The sequence below is a fragment of the Lonepinella sp. MS14436 genome (genome assembly GCF_042470565.1).
GTDB lineage: Bacteria > Pseudomonadota > Gammaproteobacteria > Enterobacterales > Pasteurellaceae > Lonepinella.
Window position 1 is genome coordinate 1,522,394 of sequence record NZ_CP170385.1, and the last position, 15,323, is coordinate 1,537,716.

The following is a 15,323-nucleotide window of genomic DNA, read 5'->3' on the forward strand; positions in this document are numbered from 1 at the left end:
GTAATTTTGCCAATTTAGTGTATTATAATTCCACAAAACACATTGATTTACAGTTTATTTATGCAAGCCAAGAAAAAACGCCCAACCCTACAAGATATTGCTAATCATCTCGGTATTACTAAAATGACCATCAGTCGCTATTTACGCAATCCAGATACTGTAGCGGCTGAAACTGGGGAACGGATTGCGGTTGCCATTGAGCAATTTGGTTATATTCCGAACAAGGCACCCGATATGCTTTCTAATGCAAAAAGTCGGGCGATTGGTGTGTTATTACCATCTTTAACCAATGCAGTGTTTGCGGATGTATTAAAAGGCATTGAGATTATCACCGATCAAGCGGGCTATCAAACCATGTTGGCTCACTATGGTTATAGTCAACAAAAAGAACAACAACGGATTGAAAGCCTGCTGTCCTATAATGTGGACGGCTTGATTTTAGCGGAAAATCAACACAGTAAACGCACCTTAAAAATGTTGGAAATTGCCAACATTCCCGTGATTGAAATTATGGATACCACGGAATTGGGCATTCAGCAAGTGGTGGGCTTTGATAATATTGCTGCAGCACAAGCCATGGTTGAAACCATGATTTTGCGTGGCTATCAACATATTGTATATTTTTCCTCTCGCCAAGATAAACGCACCTTGTTAAAACAGCAAGGCTATAAAATGGCAATGAAAAAGTACCATTTAACGCCAATGACGATTGGATCATTGCAAGCCTCATCTTTTACCCTAGGGGCGGAATATTTACAACAAGCCTTAAAGCAACATCCTGAAATCAATGGTATTTTTTGTACTAATGATGACTTAGCTATTGGAGCATTATTTGAATGTCAACGTTTAGGTATTCAAGTTCCTGAACAAATTGCTATTGCGGGATTTCATGGACATGACGTAGGGCAATCACTCACGCCACAACTCGCAACAGTGATCACCCCAAGATTGGAAATTGGCAAAGTCGCTGCTCAAGAATTACTTAATCGAATTAACGGTATTCCCCAACAAAGCCGTATTATTAATTTGGGGTACGATATTCATTTAGGGGAAACGGTTTGATATTACTTAGTTTTCAGGGCGAGGATAGATTCTACTACTATGAATTACTGACAAAATAACCACTTCATCTGCAATTTCATCAAAATCATAAACAATTCTATATTTTCTTGCAAAGGCTTCTCTTGAACCATCATCTCGCAAACGCCCAATAGCAAGTGGCATAAAAGTGATTCGTTCTATTTTTTCATAGATTTCATCAGATAACCGAATAGCACTCACATCAAATCCTGTAAATTCAACAACATTGACTAAAATTTCGTTTATCTGCTGTAACGCTTGTGGAAGAATTGTCAGTTTAGGCATAAGCAACATTTTTAATAAAATCATCTAATTCTTGTGATTTACGTTCAATCACTTGTTTAGAACTGGATTTTGCTTGTTCTAAAGTAAAGCCTAACCCAGCCTGTTTTTCTTCCCGACCTTTACGAACACATTCATTCACAAATTCGTCATAACCTTTTTCTTTAAACATAACTTCCCCCTAAAAATACCTGTGAATGAATTATAGACTTTATTCGTTGCTGTGTAAATGTAGAAAAGGTTTCAACACTTTCACACACCGATCCACCACCTCATCAAAACTACCATCGATATCAATGGCAATTACATCGGGTTCATCGGCTTGTGGAATTTCCAAGGTATCAAATTGGCTTTTCAGCATTTCTTCTTTCATAAAATGCCCTTTGCGTTGTTTCATTCGCTGCAAAATCAGCTCAAAACTGCCGTGTAAAAATAGAAATTTGACATTTTTATTGCCATCACGGATCAAATCACGGTATTTTTTCTTTAAGGCAGAACACACAATAATGCCTTTTTCGCTTTTTTGTTCCAAACTAAAAGCGGCATCTCGGATACGTTCTAGCCAAGGCAGGCGATCTTCATCATTAAGCGGATGCCCTTGTCCCATTTTGATAATATTGGCTCTCGGGTGTAAATCATCACCGTCTATCAGTTTTAACCCCAATTTATTTGCCACTGCCGTACCAACGGAAGTTTTGCCTGTGCTGGAAACGCCCATTAAGATAAAACTTGAGCCTTGGCATATTGTTTCACTCATCAAATTTTCCTTTTAAATTTTGAATTTACTCTATTCTAACCAAAAATTTCACAACTAGGTTACTGGTAACATTTATTTTTGTGATCCAGATCACTAATTTTTATTTTTCATTGACTAAATTTTAACTATTTTTTGAAAGAATGTGAGGTCTGTCACAATTCTAGCAAAATATTCTTTACCTAATTTAGAAAAATTAGTATGTTACCAGTAACAATATCATCATAAGGAGAACACAATGTTAATTTTAACCCTTATTGCATCAATTACTCTGTTACTTGTACTTATCATCAAGTTCAGAGTTCATGCTTTTGTGGCATTAGTTCTAGTCAGTTTGTTGACCGCTTCGGTCACGGATATACCTATCAATAAAATTCTCCCCACAATGTTAAACGGCTTTGGTGGAACGCTTGCCAGCGTAGCATTGTTAGTGGGTTTAGGGGCAATGATTGGGCGTTTGCTTGAAATTACAGGTGGTGCCAAAGTGCTTGCTGACACATTAATCAATAAATTTGGTGAAGAAAAAGCCCCATTTGCGTTAGGTGTAGCATCGTTACTATTCGGCTTCCCAATCTTCTTTGATGCTGGTTTAGTGGTGATGTTGCCAATTATCTTTAGCGTAGCAAAACAATTTGGCGGTTCATTATTTCGTTATGCGTTCCCTGCAGCGGGAGCATTTGCGGTAACACACGCTTTCTTACCTCCACATCCTGGTCCTGTGGCATCAGGGGATTTATTAGGGGCAAATATCGGTTTGCTCACCTTAATTGGTATTGTCATCGCCCTACCGACTTGGTATTTTGCAGCTTATTTATACAGTACATTCTTGGGACGAAAACTCCAATTGCCGTTACCAAAATCCTTTCTAAATGCAGCACCAATCAATGAAACTGCGGTATTAAATCCACCAAGTTTCCGCAAAGTTATGTTTATTTTGTTACTCCCACTTTGCTTAATTATGTTGGATACCGTGCTAAATACATTCGCTGTCATGAAATTAATTGACGGTTCTGCACTTTGGGTGGAAAGCCTACGGTTACTCGGTAAAACGCCTGTCGCCTTACTCATTACATTATTAGTTACCATCATTTTATTGAAAGAACAACGTAGTGTGGAACAAATTGAAAAAATTTGCGACAACGCCTTAGGTCCAATTTGTGCTATTGTGTTAGTGACGGGTGCTGGCGGAATGTTTGGTGGTGTATTGCGTGCAAGTGGTATCGGTGATGTATTATCGAATATGCTCTCCGATACGGGTATGCCTGTGATTGTCGCCGCATTCTTAATTTCCACTGCCTTGCGTGTAGCTCAAGGTTCAGCGACAGTAGCAATTACTACTACATCAGCATTAATCGCCCCAACAGTCGCCGTCACCACAGGATTAAGCGAATTTGATTTATGTTTTATCGTAATTTCCATTGCATCTGGTGCAACGGTACTTTCTCACGTCAACGACAGTGGTTTCTGGCTCATCAGCCGCTTCCTTGAAATTGATACCAAAACAATGTTTAAAACGTGGACTGCACTAGAAACCTTAATTGGCTTGGTAGGATTTGGGTTGTCTGTGGTTGGTAGTATTATTCTTTAATTTATTGATTTAGATGAAAAAACTGCGGTAGAAAATACCGCAGTTTTTACTTTTCATCTCTATCAAATTCTTTACGCAACTGCTCCGCCACCATTTTAATCGCCTGCCCCACTGGAATCCCTTGCTCCATTAACTTTTGGATTTGCTCCACGGCTTGTTGTTGCTGTTCATGGGTTAAGCCTAATAATGTGTTATCTAACATTTTGTTTTCCTTATAAAACACCCGCTAATTTGAAAAAATTTCGGTATGATTCTGCTTTCTTCTCAAGGCTTAATGGATAAGCCCTTGAAGTTGATGGTAAGCGATATAATTTAAGTTCTCTACCCTCAAATAGGAAATCAATAAATTCATTGGTTTTTGGTTCTTTTAATTTATCTGGCAGTAAATTACATAATATTTCTGTCGCTTTTCCACCCGTGGTAAAAATCCATTGGCAGTTTGGTAACTGTTTAAGTACATCAGATAAATTGACGGGTTCAATAATTTTCAGAAATTTATCCGAGGCGTTACCCTGTTCACGAATTGCTTTTCGTACTGTTGGACAAGCTGCAATATTTCGTTCAATTAAAAATGATTTAATGCGTTCAGGATCAAAACGTTTTTCATTTTCTACTTGAAAATAGGTTTTATCGTTAAAAAACACTAAACCATAAATTCGCCACATATCATTTTGAAAATTCGGGTAATGAAATTCCATACAACGCTTTTCAGCGGTTGGAGGGAATGTCCCCATCATCATTACTTTCGCTTGTGGCGATAACACGGGGGGAAATGGGTGGATTTCAATGATCGGTTGCATAAATGGTTACTCTAGCTTTTTAAGGTTTCAAAAATCACTTCCGCCAACGCTTTGGAGATCCCTGGGACGCTGGCAATTTCATCTAAGGTTGCTTTTTTCACCCCTTGCATACCGCCGAGATATTTTAACAAGGCTTGGCGGCGTTTTGCTCCTACGCCTGCAATAGTTTCTAAGCCACTTTGGGTAAAGGCTTTTTGACGTTTTTTGCGGTGTCCTGTGATGGCGTGATGGTGGCTTTCATCGCGGATTTGTTGAATTAAATGCAACGCCAAATCATCAGGATCGAGATGAATTTCTTTACCGAACTTGCTTAAAATCAGGGTTTCTTGCCCTGCTCGGCGATCCACGCCTTTTGCCACGCCGATTAAGTGCGGTGCGTTTTTGTCCCATTTTACTTGTAAATTTTCAAACACCTGCAACGCCCGATTTAATTGCCCTTTGCCGCCGTCAATAAAAATCACATCAGGGATTTTGTCGGTTTCTAGCTCTCGATCATAGCGTTTTTTCAGGGCTTGTTCCATGGCTGCATAGTCATCGCCGCCTGTAATACCCTCAATATTAAAACGGCGATAATCGGATTTTAATGCCCCATTTTCGTTAAACACCACGCAAGATGCCACGGTTTGCTTGCCTTGAGTATGGCTGATGTCAAAACATTCCATACGCTGAATTTTTTCAATACCGATCAGATGTTGCAAGGCTTGATAACGTTCGCTCATTAAACTGGCTTCTTTTAATTTCAGGCTCAACGCTGCTTTGGCGTTCATTTGGGCGAGCTGTAAATATTTGCTTTTGTTGCCTTTTACCGCATCTTGAATAACGACTTTGCGACCCGCTTGCTCACTAAGCAAGGTTTCCAATTCAGATTTTTCGTCTAATTTATGATCTACTACAATGCTATTCGGCACGGTTCGCCCTTGGTGAACTTGCAAATAAAATTGTCCTACAAAAGTTGCGGTCAACTCGCTCAAATCCGTATTGGCAGGTACTTTGGGGAAATAACTACGATTGCCGAGAACCTTACCCTGCCGAATAAACAACACCTGTACGCACGCTACGCCCAACTGGTAAGCAATGGCAATAATGTCCATATCGTCTAGGCGATCTTGGCTGACAAACTGTTTTTCAATAATGGATCGCACCGCTTGAATTTGATCCCGATAACGAGCGGCATTTTCAAAATCCAACGTAGCACTTGCCTTTTCCATTTTACCGATTAAATGCTCTAGCACTTGGCTATCTTTGCCTTGCAAAAACAAACGTGCATATTCCACTTGTGCATTATATTCTTCGTCTGTCACCAATCCATTCACACAAGGAGCAGCACAACGCCCGATTTGGTATTGTAAACAAGGACGAGAACGGTTGTTATATACAGAATTCTCACATTGCCGCACAGGGAATAATTTTTGTAACAAAGACAAGGTTTCACGCACTGCTCCTGCGTGAGGATAAGGTCCAAAATATTCCCCTGCAATTTTTTTTGAACCACGATAGGCGGTCAATCTTGGGTGGCGTTCTTTGGTCAGCAAAATATAAGGATAGGATTTATCATCACGCAACAACACGTTATAACGTGGTTGATAGGTTTTGATGTAATTATGTTCCAGCAACAGGGCTTCGGTTTCAGAACTGGTAATCGTGGTTTCAATACGATAAATGGCTGCAACTAATGCCTCGGTCTTTTTACTGGATAAATTTGCACGAAAATAGCTAGCAAGGCGTTTTTTCAAATCCTTAGCTTTTCCCACATAAATCACCGTATCAGTGTTATCGAACATACGATAAACACCGGGACTGTGAGTAACGTTTTTGAGAAAAGATTTGTGATCGAACATAATAGGGGCTGTTGATAAACATCAAAAGTAGGTGGATCTGCATCGCAATCCGCCAGTTTGCCCCTGACGGGTTGCAAGCAGATCTTTATTGTTTAGTTTTTTTACCAATAAGGATAAAAATATGAAACTAAAAACTATATTAATTATAGTTAAATGGTTGATTATTGTGCTGCTTTGTGTATCGCTCAAGGGTGATACCACTGGCATGATGTAGCATTCATCTCATTTAACTCAAAGGAACAATTTTGTCGAAGAAATTGTTCCTTTTTATTATGCCAAATCACCCAACAGATTGCAACTAATGATATTGTTTACCAATATTAAAAGTTAATGTGGCGTAATGTTTTGCCACTTGGCATTGGGTTGGATCTTTAAACTGTACTTCATAAGTGACTTGAGCTTTCCAAAAACCTTGACGTAATGGAATAATATTTACCGAACCATCTTCAGCAGTAACATCAGAAAAGGCTTGAGCTTCCACTTTGTGGGTTTTGCTATTATCTGCCGTGTCAAAACCATCAAAGGTCGCTGTTAAGGTTACATTTGGTAACGGTTCACCACGATAAAGTACCTTGACTTTAAATAAATCACTCACATTAATATTAGCTGGATTATCCATCGGCACAATTTCCAGTTCATGACCAACTTGCTTAGTAATCACATCAATGCCTGCACTTTCATGTCCCACATTGACAATATTTTTACCATACATTGAAGTCAGTTCACAATAGGTTGCATTAGCAGTTTCTTTCATATCAGCTTGTTTCCAGCCCTCTGCATTTTTCGACCAAAAGGTCGGTTTATATTCCGCTGCGACAATATAGCTCCCCTCTTGCACAGGCTTTTCTGTTTCAAAATGGTAATTTTTATCGCCCTTTTGCACTAATTTTTGTTTGCCTTGTTGCGTAAACAAAGTCATACCACGATCGAAGAAATGCAAACGTTTTTCAGGAATTTGTTCTAATGTGGGAAATTCACCATACCCCAAATCTGCTTTTAAAATTTCATCACCATGTGTGTGATCCGTTACCACCCAAACACGGTGAGCCTGAGCAGAAACAGCTAAAGAGCATAATAACGTTGCGAGAAGTGCTTTTTTCATAAGATACCTACTTGTCTAATTAATTTTGAATCTACTTATTTTTCTATAAAAAATAAGTAGCCATGTTAATAGATTTAAATTCACTTGTAAAGCGATATGAAAGAGAAATGACGATGAATAATTGGGATTATTAATTTATGATACAAAAAAAGGGCTTTCGCCCTTATTTAGTGAGAGGTAATGACTTATTTAAAAAAATTATTCAAGACCGAACCAATATCACGAGCCAATTCACTATTTACACTCGGTTCTTTAGTTTGGCTGGTTTGGGTTGGTTGATTTAACAGTTGACCAAGCAAATCACCTAATCCACCTTGTGATGAAGATTGTGTATTGGATGATTGTTTACCGCCTAACATACTGCCCAGCCCACCGATAAGATCATCTAAACCAAAGCCATTATCTTGCTGTTGAGCCACTTCTGCTTGCCGTGCCAAAGTATCTGTTGAAACCCCGCCCTCACGACCTTTCGGAGTCAATATATCAATCACTTGTGGTAAAGCCTGTGAGAGAATATCTTGAGCTTGCGATTTATCTACACCAGCTTGTTCTGCCACTTGGTTAATGGTTTCATCACCAAAAACCTCATTAACCTGTTCAGCATTTAAAGGTTCATTTTTACCCGTACCAATCCACGAATTGAGTAAATCCTCCAAACCGCCTTGTTGTAACTGATTAAAAATCCCCTCCATTCCGCCCTGTTGTTTTAATAACCCACCAAGAACATCGGTAATCACTGATGATGAAGTAGCACTATTTGAACTACCACCTAATACATTGCTTAATACAGAACCTATAATTTTGTCTAACATAAAACCCTCTTAATTAAAAATAACAGATAAAATACATTACATACTAACGATATAATAGAGAGAAAATTCGCTATTTCCCCTTAAAAAACTATCCTAAAATTAACCGCACTTTTTCCAAATCTTCTGGCGTATCCACCCCTACCGCAGGAACTTCTTTTGCCCGTTCAACGTGAATCCGTTCGCCGTTCCATAGCACACGTAACTGTTCTAGGCTTTCTATTTGTTCTAATGCTGTTGATTGCCATTGTACATATTGTTTGATAAAACCTGCTCGGTAGGCATAAATACCGATATGTCGCAAGTAATGAGGTTGTAATTTTAATTCGGCTTGAGTTAGCTCACCTTTTTGTAAAAGAGCAAATTGATCACGATCCCAAGGAATCACCGCACGAGAGAAATATAAAACGTAACCGTCTTTATCGGTTAATACTTTCACTGCATTCGGATTAAATAATTCTTCGGGGTCATCAATATTGACGGCAAGGCTTGCCATATTTACCTGATATTTCTGCAAATTTTCTGCCACCTGTTGCACAATAACAGGTGGAATTAACGGTTCATCGCCTTGAATATTCACAATAATTTCATTATCAGGCAAACTTAATTTTTCTACCACTTCGGCAAGGCGTTCTGTACCCGAATTATGTTTTTCGGAGGTCATACAAACTTCACCACCAAAATGAACCACAGCTTGAGCCACTTGCTCATTGTCAGTTGCTACAATTACACGGCTTGCACCTGATTGTTGGGCTTTTTCCCATACATGTTGAATCATCGGCTTGCCTGCAATATCGGCAAGAGGTTTACCAGGTAAACGGCTTGAAGCAAAACGGGCTGGAATAATTACACTAAAATTTATCATTTTCGATCCTTTGTTAAGCTAATAATTTTATCTAAAAGTGCGGTGATTTTTTGGGGAGATTTTGCCACTGCGGTCATTTCTGCTTCGACAGGTACATACCACCAATTTTGCAGTGCAAATGCACTGCACTTCACTGCATCTTTTTCGGTCATTAATAAAGGTTGATTGTTATCAAATTGGCTAAATAATTCTGCGTTATACATTTGATGATCAGCAAAGGCTTGTGTTTTCGTTAGCTGAATATTTAAACCCTGTAACATTGTAAAGAAACGTTGCGGATTGCCAATACCAGCCATTGCCTGAGCTTGTTTTATTTCACCCAATAATCGCTTTTCTGTTGTCACTAAATTAATCGCATAATGGGGAACCAGTTTCATCACAGCATCTGCATAAGCATTTTCTGCACCATTGCTAATAATAAAATCTACACTGTTTAATCGGCTCTCTTTTTCACGTAATGGTCCTGCTGGTAATAAAAACCCATTGCCTAATGCTCGCTCTGCATCCATTACCACAATTTCAATATCTCGCTGTAATTTATAATGTTGCAAGCCGTCATCACTGATAATCAGATCACATTGATGTTGTTTTAATAACAATTCAATGGCTTGTTGACGATTAGCCGAAATACACACAGGCACGCCTGTACGTTTAACAATAAGCAAAGGTTCATCGCCTGATTGAATGGGATCGTCATTCACATTCACTAATCGGGGATAATAATCGGATTGACTTCCATAACCACGAGAAATTACACCGCAGTTTATACCTCGTTGTTGTAATTGTTCTATCAGCCAAATAGTCACTGGGGTTTTGCCATTTCCGCCAACGGATAAATTCCCAACGATAATAACTGGTACGGGTGAACGGTAAGACTTTAAAATCTTAGATTTAAACAAAAAACGGCGAAAGCTACTGATTAAGCCAAAAAGCCATGACAAAGGTAACAATAAATAGGCTATTTTTGTGTTTGAGTACCAGAAATTCATTGTTAATCCTTATTGTTGAAATTGAGGGCGTTCAGAGCAACGCCCAAATTGAAATTTAATGGGAAAACTGCATAGAATGTAATTGGTTATAAGCCCCACCCTGAGCTAAAAGCTCGGCATGACTGCCTCGTTCTTTGACTTCACCATGTTCAATGACAATAATTTCATCAGCTTTTTCAATAGTTGATAGACGATGTGCGATCACTAAAACGGTACGATCTTTTTGTAATGTTTCCAATGCGGATTGAATTGCTCGCTCGGATTCAGTATCCAATGCAGAAGTAGCTTCATCTAAAATTAATACTGGCGAATTACGTAGCAAAGCTCTAGCAATCGCTAAACGTTGACGTTGACCACCTGACAAACTCGCTCCATTCTCACCAATTACGGTATCTAAACCATTCTGTAACTTTTCAATAAATTCCATAGCATGAGCGGCTTTGGCAGCTTGAATAATTTGTTCTCGACTATATTTATCCGTAGCAGCGTAAGCAATATTATTGGCAACCGTATCATTAAATAAATGTACCTGTTGAGACACCACAGAACATTGTTGACGTAAATTAGCTAAACGATAATCTTGAATATTTACGCCATCTAACAAAATTTCACCTTGTTCAATATCGTAAAAACGAGTTAATAAGTTTGCAATAGTCGATTTGCCTGAACCTGAACGCCCTACCAAAGCAACCGTTTTACCTGCTGGTATCGTTAAGGAAATATTATTTAAAGCAAGCTCTTCTTTGCCTTGATAAGCAAAGCTCACATTTTTAAACTGTACATCACCTTTGGCTCGCTCTATTTCATAAGTCCCGTTATCTTTTTCTGTATCTAAATCTAAAAATTCAAACAGGGTTTGACAAGCTGCCATACCTCGCTGGAACTGTGAATTGACGTTAGTTAAGGATTTCAATGGACGCATCATTGCCATCATAGAAGAAAATACCACAGTAAAAGATCCTGCGGTTAAATTTTCACTCATTACTTCAGGGAATGTTGCGACATAAAGCACTGCCGAAAGAGCTAAAGAGGCAATAAGCTGTACAACACCATCTGAAATACCGTCCGCAGAAACGATTTTCATGCCTTTACGTCGCATATCATTACTGACTTCATTAAAGCGTTGTTCTTCTATTTTTTGTCCACCAAATGACAATACCACTTTATGCCCTTTCAGCATTTGTTCAGTGGTGATACTCAATGCTCCCATACTATCTTGAATATTACGACTTAATTGACGGAAGATTTTTGACACGATACCGATTAACACACCAATAATCGGAGCGACAATAAACAGTACAATAGACAGTTGCCAACTGGTATAAATCATCACCACAAAGAGCGAAATGAGATAAGTTCCCTCACGCACAATCGTCACTAAAGCACTAGAAGAAGAACTCGCCACCATTTCACTGTCATAAGTTACCCGAGAAAGTAAACGCCCTGTTGGATTTTGATCGAAATAGCTGACTGGCATAAACATCAAATGTTTAAATAAACGACGGCGTAAAGTCATAACCACTTTGCCCGATACCCATGCTAGACAATAACTTGCGATATAGTTGGTAACACCACGAAAGAGAACAAAGACCACCACTAAAGCTGCCATTAATTTAAGAAAATAATGATCTGCTTGACCAAAACCTTGATCTAGCAATGGTTTGAGTAAATAAATTAAACCTGAATCCACCAACGCATTTAATATTAATGCTACAGCGGCAGCGATTAACCCTGCTTTAAATACACTAATTGTCGGCCATAGCCGTTTAAAGGTTTTAAATACCGAGATATCTTTTTCTTTCATAATCACTTCTTCATTTAAAAAATTGTTGGCATTGTACAATCTTTTTAATGATTATCCAACTTAATCACTATATTGAACATCAATAATCTGTTGATACCAAGGACTAAAAGCATTTCTGGCGGTTACAACTTTTGTTTGTTCTGCATAAAATCGCACCGAAATTTGCCCTGAAATTGCCGTGTTATACACCGCACTTTGAGCCTGCTGTAAACGTTTCATAACAGATCTATTTGGAAAGTGCCACGGATTCCAACGACCACTGGAAATTAACGCAATATCAGGTTGCAGCTTATTAACCAATCCCTGCCCTGTAGAGGTCTTACTACCATGATGCCCAACTTGCAACACTTCTACTTTATTTAGTAAAGGTAAAATTTGTCGTTCAGTGGCAATATCCGCATCCCCTGTTAACAACAAGCTATGTTTATCTTTTTCCAACCATAATACACAAGAATGAAAATTGTCCGCCTTTTCCACAATTTGCTTTGGCGATAACACTTTAATTTGTATGCCTTGCCACAGCCATTGTTTTTCTGCTTGGCAAAAAGTGCGGTGTTTTTCGCTATAGTTTTTTTGTGAAGGGCTTACCAACATTGCTTGTGGAAATGCTTGTAATATTGCTCTTGCACCGCCCGCATGATCGTTATCATCATGACTAATAATCAGATAATCTAAAGTAATGCCTTGTCGTTGTAAATACGGAATAATTTCCAGTTCAGCCATACTTCCCCCTTGCCAGCTTGCCCCAGTATCGTACAAAATCCCCCGTTGATTTTTCATGATTAAGGTGGCTAATCCTTGTCCGACATCAAGGGTATCTATTTGCCAGTCAGATTGATAAAAATAATGCCATAAAGGTTGTAGTCCATTTGCCAATATGAACAATAAGATGCCTTTTTGTACTCGAGCATAAAGTATTGGTGATAAACTACGATCGGATTTTAAGGAAAAACAACGTGGTTTTTTGTGATAACTTACATTTTTCCTATTCGAAGTATAGATTTTATACAACATTCCCCATATTAAAAAAGCTAGTAGGATATTAAAATAAGCACTCTGCAAATAAGATAAACTTAACCAACCCTGTTGAAACAAAGATAATAAATCCGTAATCTTATCGGCAACGAAATCCGCCAGTCGCCAACTATACAAACTACCATTGCTAAACACTGCAAATAAAACGACTGGCACAAGCAAAAAACTGTATAAGGGGACGATCAATAAATTCGCCCAAAAACCTTGCAAGGAAAAACCATTGAAAAAGGCTAATTGAATTGGGGTAAATAAGCAAAATAACCCCAGTTGCAAATGAAACAATGCCAAAATCCACCGCACTTTGGGAGATAACGGTAAACCTCGCCATCTAAGTAAATGCAATGGAAAAAGTTGATACCACAAAATTAAACAACCCACCGCACCGATTGATAACCAGAAACTGGTGGATAAAATCATCAATGGATCGTAGAGTAATAATAATGCAACAACACGAAAATACAGTTGCCAAGCGGTACAATAAGCTCGATAAAAATGCAATAAGATCAAAATCAATAATGCTATACTAGCTCGCAATGTAGGAATAGCGAACCCCGCTAAGTTAGCATAAAATAAGGCTGATACAACACCACAACATAAAGGAAAAATCGGGGTAATTTTTGGAGTGGGTAACATATATTGCACCACTCGCCCGAAACAAAAACCAAGAGCCATCGCCAAACCAATATGCAACCCCGAAATAGCAATGAGATGAGCAGTATTAGTTTGCTGATAAATTTTCCACGTATCGGGATTTAACCAAGCCCGTTCACCAAACCCTAAGGCTAATAATAATCCTTGCTGTGTTAATCCTTGCGTTTGCATCAAACTGTCCGCCAAACACTGTTCTCGCCAAGAAAAATCTTGTGCAATTTTCACCGCACTTTTTACCGTTCCCCATGCTTGAATATCTTTGGCAAAATACCATATTTGTCGATCAAAGCCACTGATATTTAGGCGAGATGAAATTGGTCTAAGTTGTAATTCGCCTTGCCACAATTCACCTAATTTGGGAGATTGAGCCACTTTCCAAGTTGCATAAATTCGTCTGTTGGGTTGTTCAGTTTGCAATACCAAAGATTGATAATCTCCCTGATGATGAATTTCCACAATACGAAAAGTGGTTTGAATTTTTTGTGGGAAAATTTGGGCTTGTTGTAAGGAATTCAGAGCAATGAAATGAGCATAACCAATAAATACTAATAGAATCAATATGCTGTTAATCCATTTTATAATAAATTGTGTTTTTTTGATCACCAGTCGCAAAATGAGCAAAAGGGAAAATAAAAGTAAACAAAGTTGCCAACAGAATAAAAATCTTTCAGGTAGAAAATACAAAGACAACACAGATAAAATCGCACAAAAAGCAACTTCATCTATATCTAATTGACGGATTAATCCCAATATTCTCTGCATTTTATACCGCACTTATCCTAAATACCGCAAAATATCGCAACAGCCTAGTGTCAAAAGAGAAAAGATGTAAATTATTTATTTTATATTTGGAACAGAGATCACAAAATTACGTAAAGAGAATGTAAATTCTGCAATATTTAGACAATATTATTTGCTTATTTTAACAACTTCTGATATTTATAACACCTTTCAAAATTACCCCTGATATTTTTTAGGAAATAATCAATGTTTAGCGTCAGTCACTAGAGATGATTTGCTCAAACAAAAAACTATTGATTGGAGAACAATATGACCAACACAAATAAAGCATCTTTAAGCATTTTAGCATTAGCAGGTGTGTCACCATATCAAGAACAAAAAAATGAAGAATATATGAACGAAAAACAAATCGCTCATTTTCGTAAAATTTTACAAACGTGGTACGATCAAATTGTCAATGAAGCAAGTCGCACTGTAAGTCATATGCGAGATGAAGCCTCTAACTTCCCAGATCCTGCAGATCGAGCAACACAAGAAGAAGAATTCAGCTTAGAATTGCGAGCAAGAGATCGTGAACGCAAACTAATGAAAAAAATTGAAAGTACTTTAAAAAAATTAGACACTGGAGATTTCGGCTATTGTAATTCTTGTGGCGTAGAAATTGGTATTCGTCGTTTAGAAGCTCGCCCAACTGCTGATCTTTGTATTGATTGCAAAACCTTAGCAGAAGTTCGTGAAAAACAAATGGGATTTTAATCCAAGTTAAATCATTAAAGATGAAATAAAAAATCAGAAAAATTTTATATATCAGTTAGTTTTATTTAAAAAGTTTTATTTTCGGAGTTTATTATTTTAACGTATATAAAAAACCTGTTTGGTAAGCATTCGAAACAGGTTAAATCAAATAAATTTGAGCAAGCACGACCTAAAATAGTTGCTCATTCAACAAAATCGACAACAACAGTCAAACCAGTTCGGTCTAATA

At 38.0% G+C, this 15,323-nt stretch carries 15 protein-coding genes; 3 read left to right on the forward strand and 12 right to left on the reverse strand.

What is annotated here, in order from left to right; genetic code table 11:
- Positions 1–60: 60 nt before the first annotated feature.
- Entirely contained in the window at positions 61–1,062 is a 1,002-nt protein-coding gene (gene gntR, locus O1Q81_RS07415; protein ID WP_386693166.1) for a gluconate operon transcriptional repressor GntR, read from the forward strand.
- A gap of 6 nt (positions 1,063–1,068) precedes the next feature.
- On the opposite strand, the gene O1Q81_RS07420 is transcribed toward gntR, so the two are convergent.
- The 3 genes from O1Q81_RS07420 to O1Q81_RS07430 are packed head-to-tail and all read right to left on the reverse strand — an operon-like array spanning position 1,069 to position 2,119.
- Positions 1,069–1,365, reverse strand: coding sequence for a type II toxin-antitoxin system RelE/ParE family toxin (locus O1Q81_RS07420; protein ID WP_386694066.1), 297 nt, complete (start codon positions 1,363–1,365; stop codon positions 1,069–1,071).
- Complete coding sequence (locus O1Q81_RS07425) at positions 1,358–1,534, reverse strand: hypothetical protein (protein ID WP_386694068.1); 177 nt, start codon at positions 1,532–1,534, stop codon at positions 1,358–1,360. The genes O1Q81_RS07420 and O1Q81_RS07425 overlap by 8 nt, the downstream gene beginning before the upstream one ends.
- Before the next feature lie 39 nt (positions 1,535–1,573).
- A complete protein-coding gene (locus O1Q81_RS07430; protein WP_386696848.1) occupies positions 1,574–2,119 on the reverse strand; it encodes a gluconokinase in 546 nt (181 codons plus the stop codon).
- A 235-nt stretch (positions 2,120–2,354) separates the two neighbouring features.
- On the opposite strand from O1Q81_RS07430, the gene O1Q81_RS07435 reads away from it, so the two are divergent.
- Positions 2,355–3,704 (forward strand): GntP family permease, encoded by a 1,350-nt coding sequence (locus tag O1Q81_RS07435; protein ID WP_386696850.1) that lies wholly within the window; start codon positions 2,355–2,357, stop codon positions 3,702–3,704.
- Between the two features lie 46 nt (positions 3,705–3,750).
- On the opposite strand, the gene O1Q81_RS07440 is transcribed toward O1Q81_RS07435, so the two are convergent.
- The 9 genes from O1Q81_RS07440 to O1Q81_RS07480 all read right to left on the reverse strand — a co-directional run bounded on the left by O1Q81_RS07440 (position 3,751) and on the right by O1Q81_RS07480 (position 14,359).
- A complete protein-coding gene (locus O1Q81_RS07440) occupies positions 3,751–3,906 on the reverse strand; it encodes a YoaH family protein (protein ID WP_386694074.1) in 156 nt (51 codons plus the stop codon).
- Between the two features lie 10 nt (positions 3,907–3,916).
- On the reverse strand, positions 3,917–4,504 hold the full coding sequence (locus O1Q81_RS07445) for a DNA glycosylase (protein ID WP_386696852.1): 588 nt from the start codon (positions 4,502–4,504) through the stop codon (positions 3,917–3,919).
- A gap of 11 nt (positions 4,505–4,515) precedes the next feature.
- Positions 4,516–6,342 carry an excinuclease ABC subunit UvrC gene (gene uvrC / locus O1Q81_RS07450; protein WP_386696854.1) on the reverse strand — a complete coding sequence of 609 codons (1,827 nt, stop codon included), beginning with the start codon at positions 6,340–6,342 and terminating at the stop codon, positions 4,516–4,518.
- 298 nt (positions 6,343–6,640) lie between these two features.
- Positions 6,641–7,444 carry a DUF4198 domain-containing protein gene (locus O1Q81_RS07455; protein WP_386696856.1) on the reverse strand — a complete coding sequence of 268 codons (804 nt, stop codon included), beginning with the start codon at positions 7,442–7,444 and terminating at the stop codon, positions 6,641–6,643.
- A gap of 185 nt (positions 7,445–7,629) precedes the next feature.
- Positions 7,630–8,256: a YidB family protein gene (locus O1Q81_RS07460; protein ID WP_386696858.1), complete on the reverse strand. Its 627-nt coding sequence runs from the start codon at positions 8,254–8,256 to the stop codon at positions 7,630–7,632.
- A gap of 88 nt (positions 8,257–8,344) precedes the next feature.
- A complete protein-coding gene (gene kdsB / locus O1Q81_RS07465) occupies positions 8,345–9,115 on the reverse strand; it encodes a 3-deoxy-manno-octulosonate cytidylyltransferase (protein WP_386698625.1) in 771 nt (256 codons plus the stop codon).
- On the reverse strand, positions 9,115–10,107 hold the full coding sequence (lpxK, locus tag O1Q81_RS07470; RefSeq protein WP_386696860.1) for a tetraacyldisaccharide 4'-kinase: 993 nt from the start codon (positions 10,105–10,107) through the stop codon (positions 9,115–9,117). Before lpxK ends, kdsB begins: the two co-directional genes overlap by 1 nt.
- 55 nt (positions 10,108–10,162) lie before the next feature.
- On the reverse strand, positions 10,163–11,911 hold the full coding sequence (msbA, locus tag O1Q81_RS07475; RefSeq protein WP_386694088.1) for a lipid A ABC transporter ATP-binding protein/permease MsbA: 1,749 nt from the start codon (positions 11,909–11,911) through the stop codon (positions 10,163–10,165).
- A 60-nt stretch (positions 11,912–11,971) separates the two neighbouring features.
- Complete coding sequence (locus O1Q81_RS07480; protein ID WP_386696862.1) at positions 11,972–14,359, reverse strand: DNA internalization-related competence protein ComEC/Rec2; 2,388 nt, start codon at positions 14,357–14,359, stop codon at positions 11,972–11,974.
- A gap of 288 nt (positions 14,360–14,647) precedes the next feature.
- On the opposite strand from O1Q81_RS07480, the gene dksA reads away from it, so the two are divergent.
- Positions 14,648–15,094: an RNA polymerase-binding protein DksA gene (dksA, locus tag O1Q81_RS07485; RefSeq protein ID WP_386686474.1), complete on the forward strand. Its 447-nt coding sequence runs from the start codon at positions 14,648–14,650 to the stop codon at positions 15,092–15,094.
- The last annotated feature ends 229 nt before the right edge of the window (positions 15,095–15,323 follow it).

Bases quoted from the DNA above. Each gene is read 5' to 3' on its own strand.
- gntR (WP_386693166.1), top strand. From the start codon at position 61: ATGCAAGCCAAGAAAAAACGCCCAACCCTACAAGATATTGCTAATCAT.
- O1Q81_RS07420 (WP_386694066.1), bottom strand. From the start codon at position 1,365: ATGCCTAAACTGACAATTCTTCCACAAGCGTTACAGCAGATAAACGAA.
- O1Q81_RS07425 (WP_386694068.1), bottom strand. From the start codon at position 1,534: ATGTTTAAAGAAAAAGGTTATGACGAATTTGTGAATGAATGTGTTCGT.
- O1Q81_RS07430 (WP_386696848.1), bottom strand. From the start codon at position 2,119: ATGAGTGAAACAATATGCCAAGGCTCAAGTTTTATCTTAATGGGCGTT.
- O1Q81_RS07435 (WP_386696850.1), top strand. From the start codon at position 2,355: ATGTTAATTTTAACCCTTATTGCATCAATTACTCTGTTACTTGTACTT.
- O1Q81_RS07440 (WP_386694074.1), bottom strand. From the start codon at position 3,906: ATGTTAGATAACACATTATTAGGCTTAACCCATGAACAGCAACAACAA.
- O1Q81_RS07445 (WP_386696852.1), bottom strand. From the start codon at position 4,504: ATGCAACCGATCATTGAAATCCACCCATTTCCCCCCGTGTTATCGCCA.
- uvrC (WP_386696854.1), bottom strand. From the start codon at position 6,342: ATGTTCGATCACAAATCTTTTCTCAAAAACGTTACTCACAGTCCCGGT.
- O1Q81_RS07455 (WP_386696856.1), bottom strand. From the start codon at position 7,444: ATGAAAAAAGCACTTCTCGCAACGTTATTATGCTCTTTAGCTGTTTCT.
- O1Q81_RS07460 (WP_386696858.1), bottom strand. From the start codon at position 8,256: ATGTTAGACAAAATTATAGGTTCTGTATTAAGCAATGTATTAGGTGGT.
- lpxK (WP_386696860.1), bottom strand. From the start codon at position 10,107: ATGAATTTCTGGTACTCAAACACAAAAATAGCCTATTTATTGTTACCT.
- msbA (WP_386694088.1), bottom strand. From the start codon at position 11,911: ATGAAAGAAAAAGATATCTCGGTATTTAAAACCTTTAAACGGCTATGG.
- O1Q81_RS07480 (WP_386696862.1), bottom strand. From the start codon at position 14,359: ATGCAGAGAATATTGGGATTAATCCGTCAATTAGATATAGATGAAGTT.
- dksA (WP_386686474.1), top strand. From the start codon at position 14,648: ATGACCAACACAAATAAAGCATCTTTAAGCATTTTAGCATTAGCAGGT.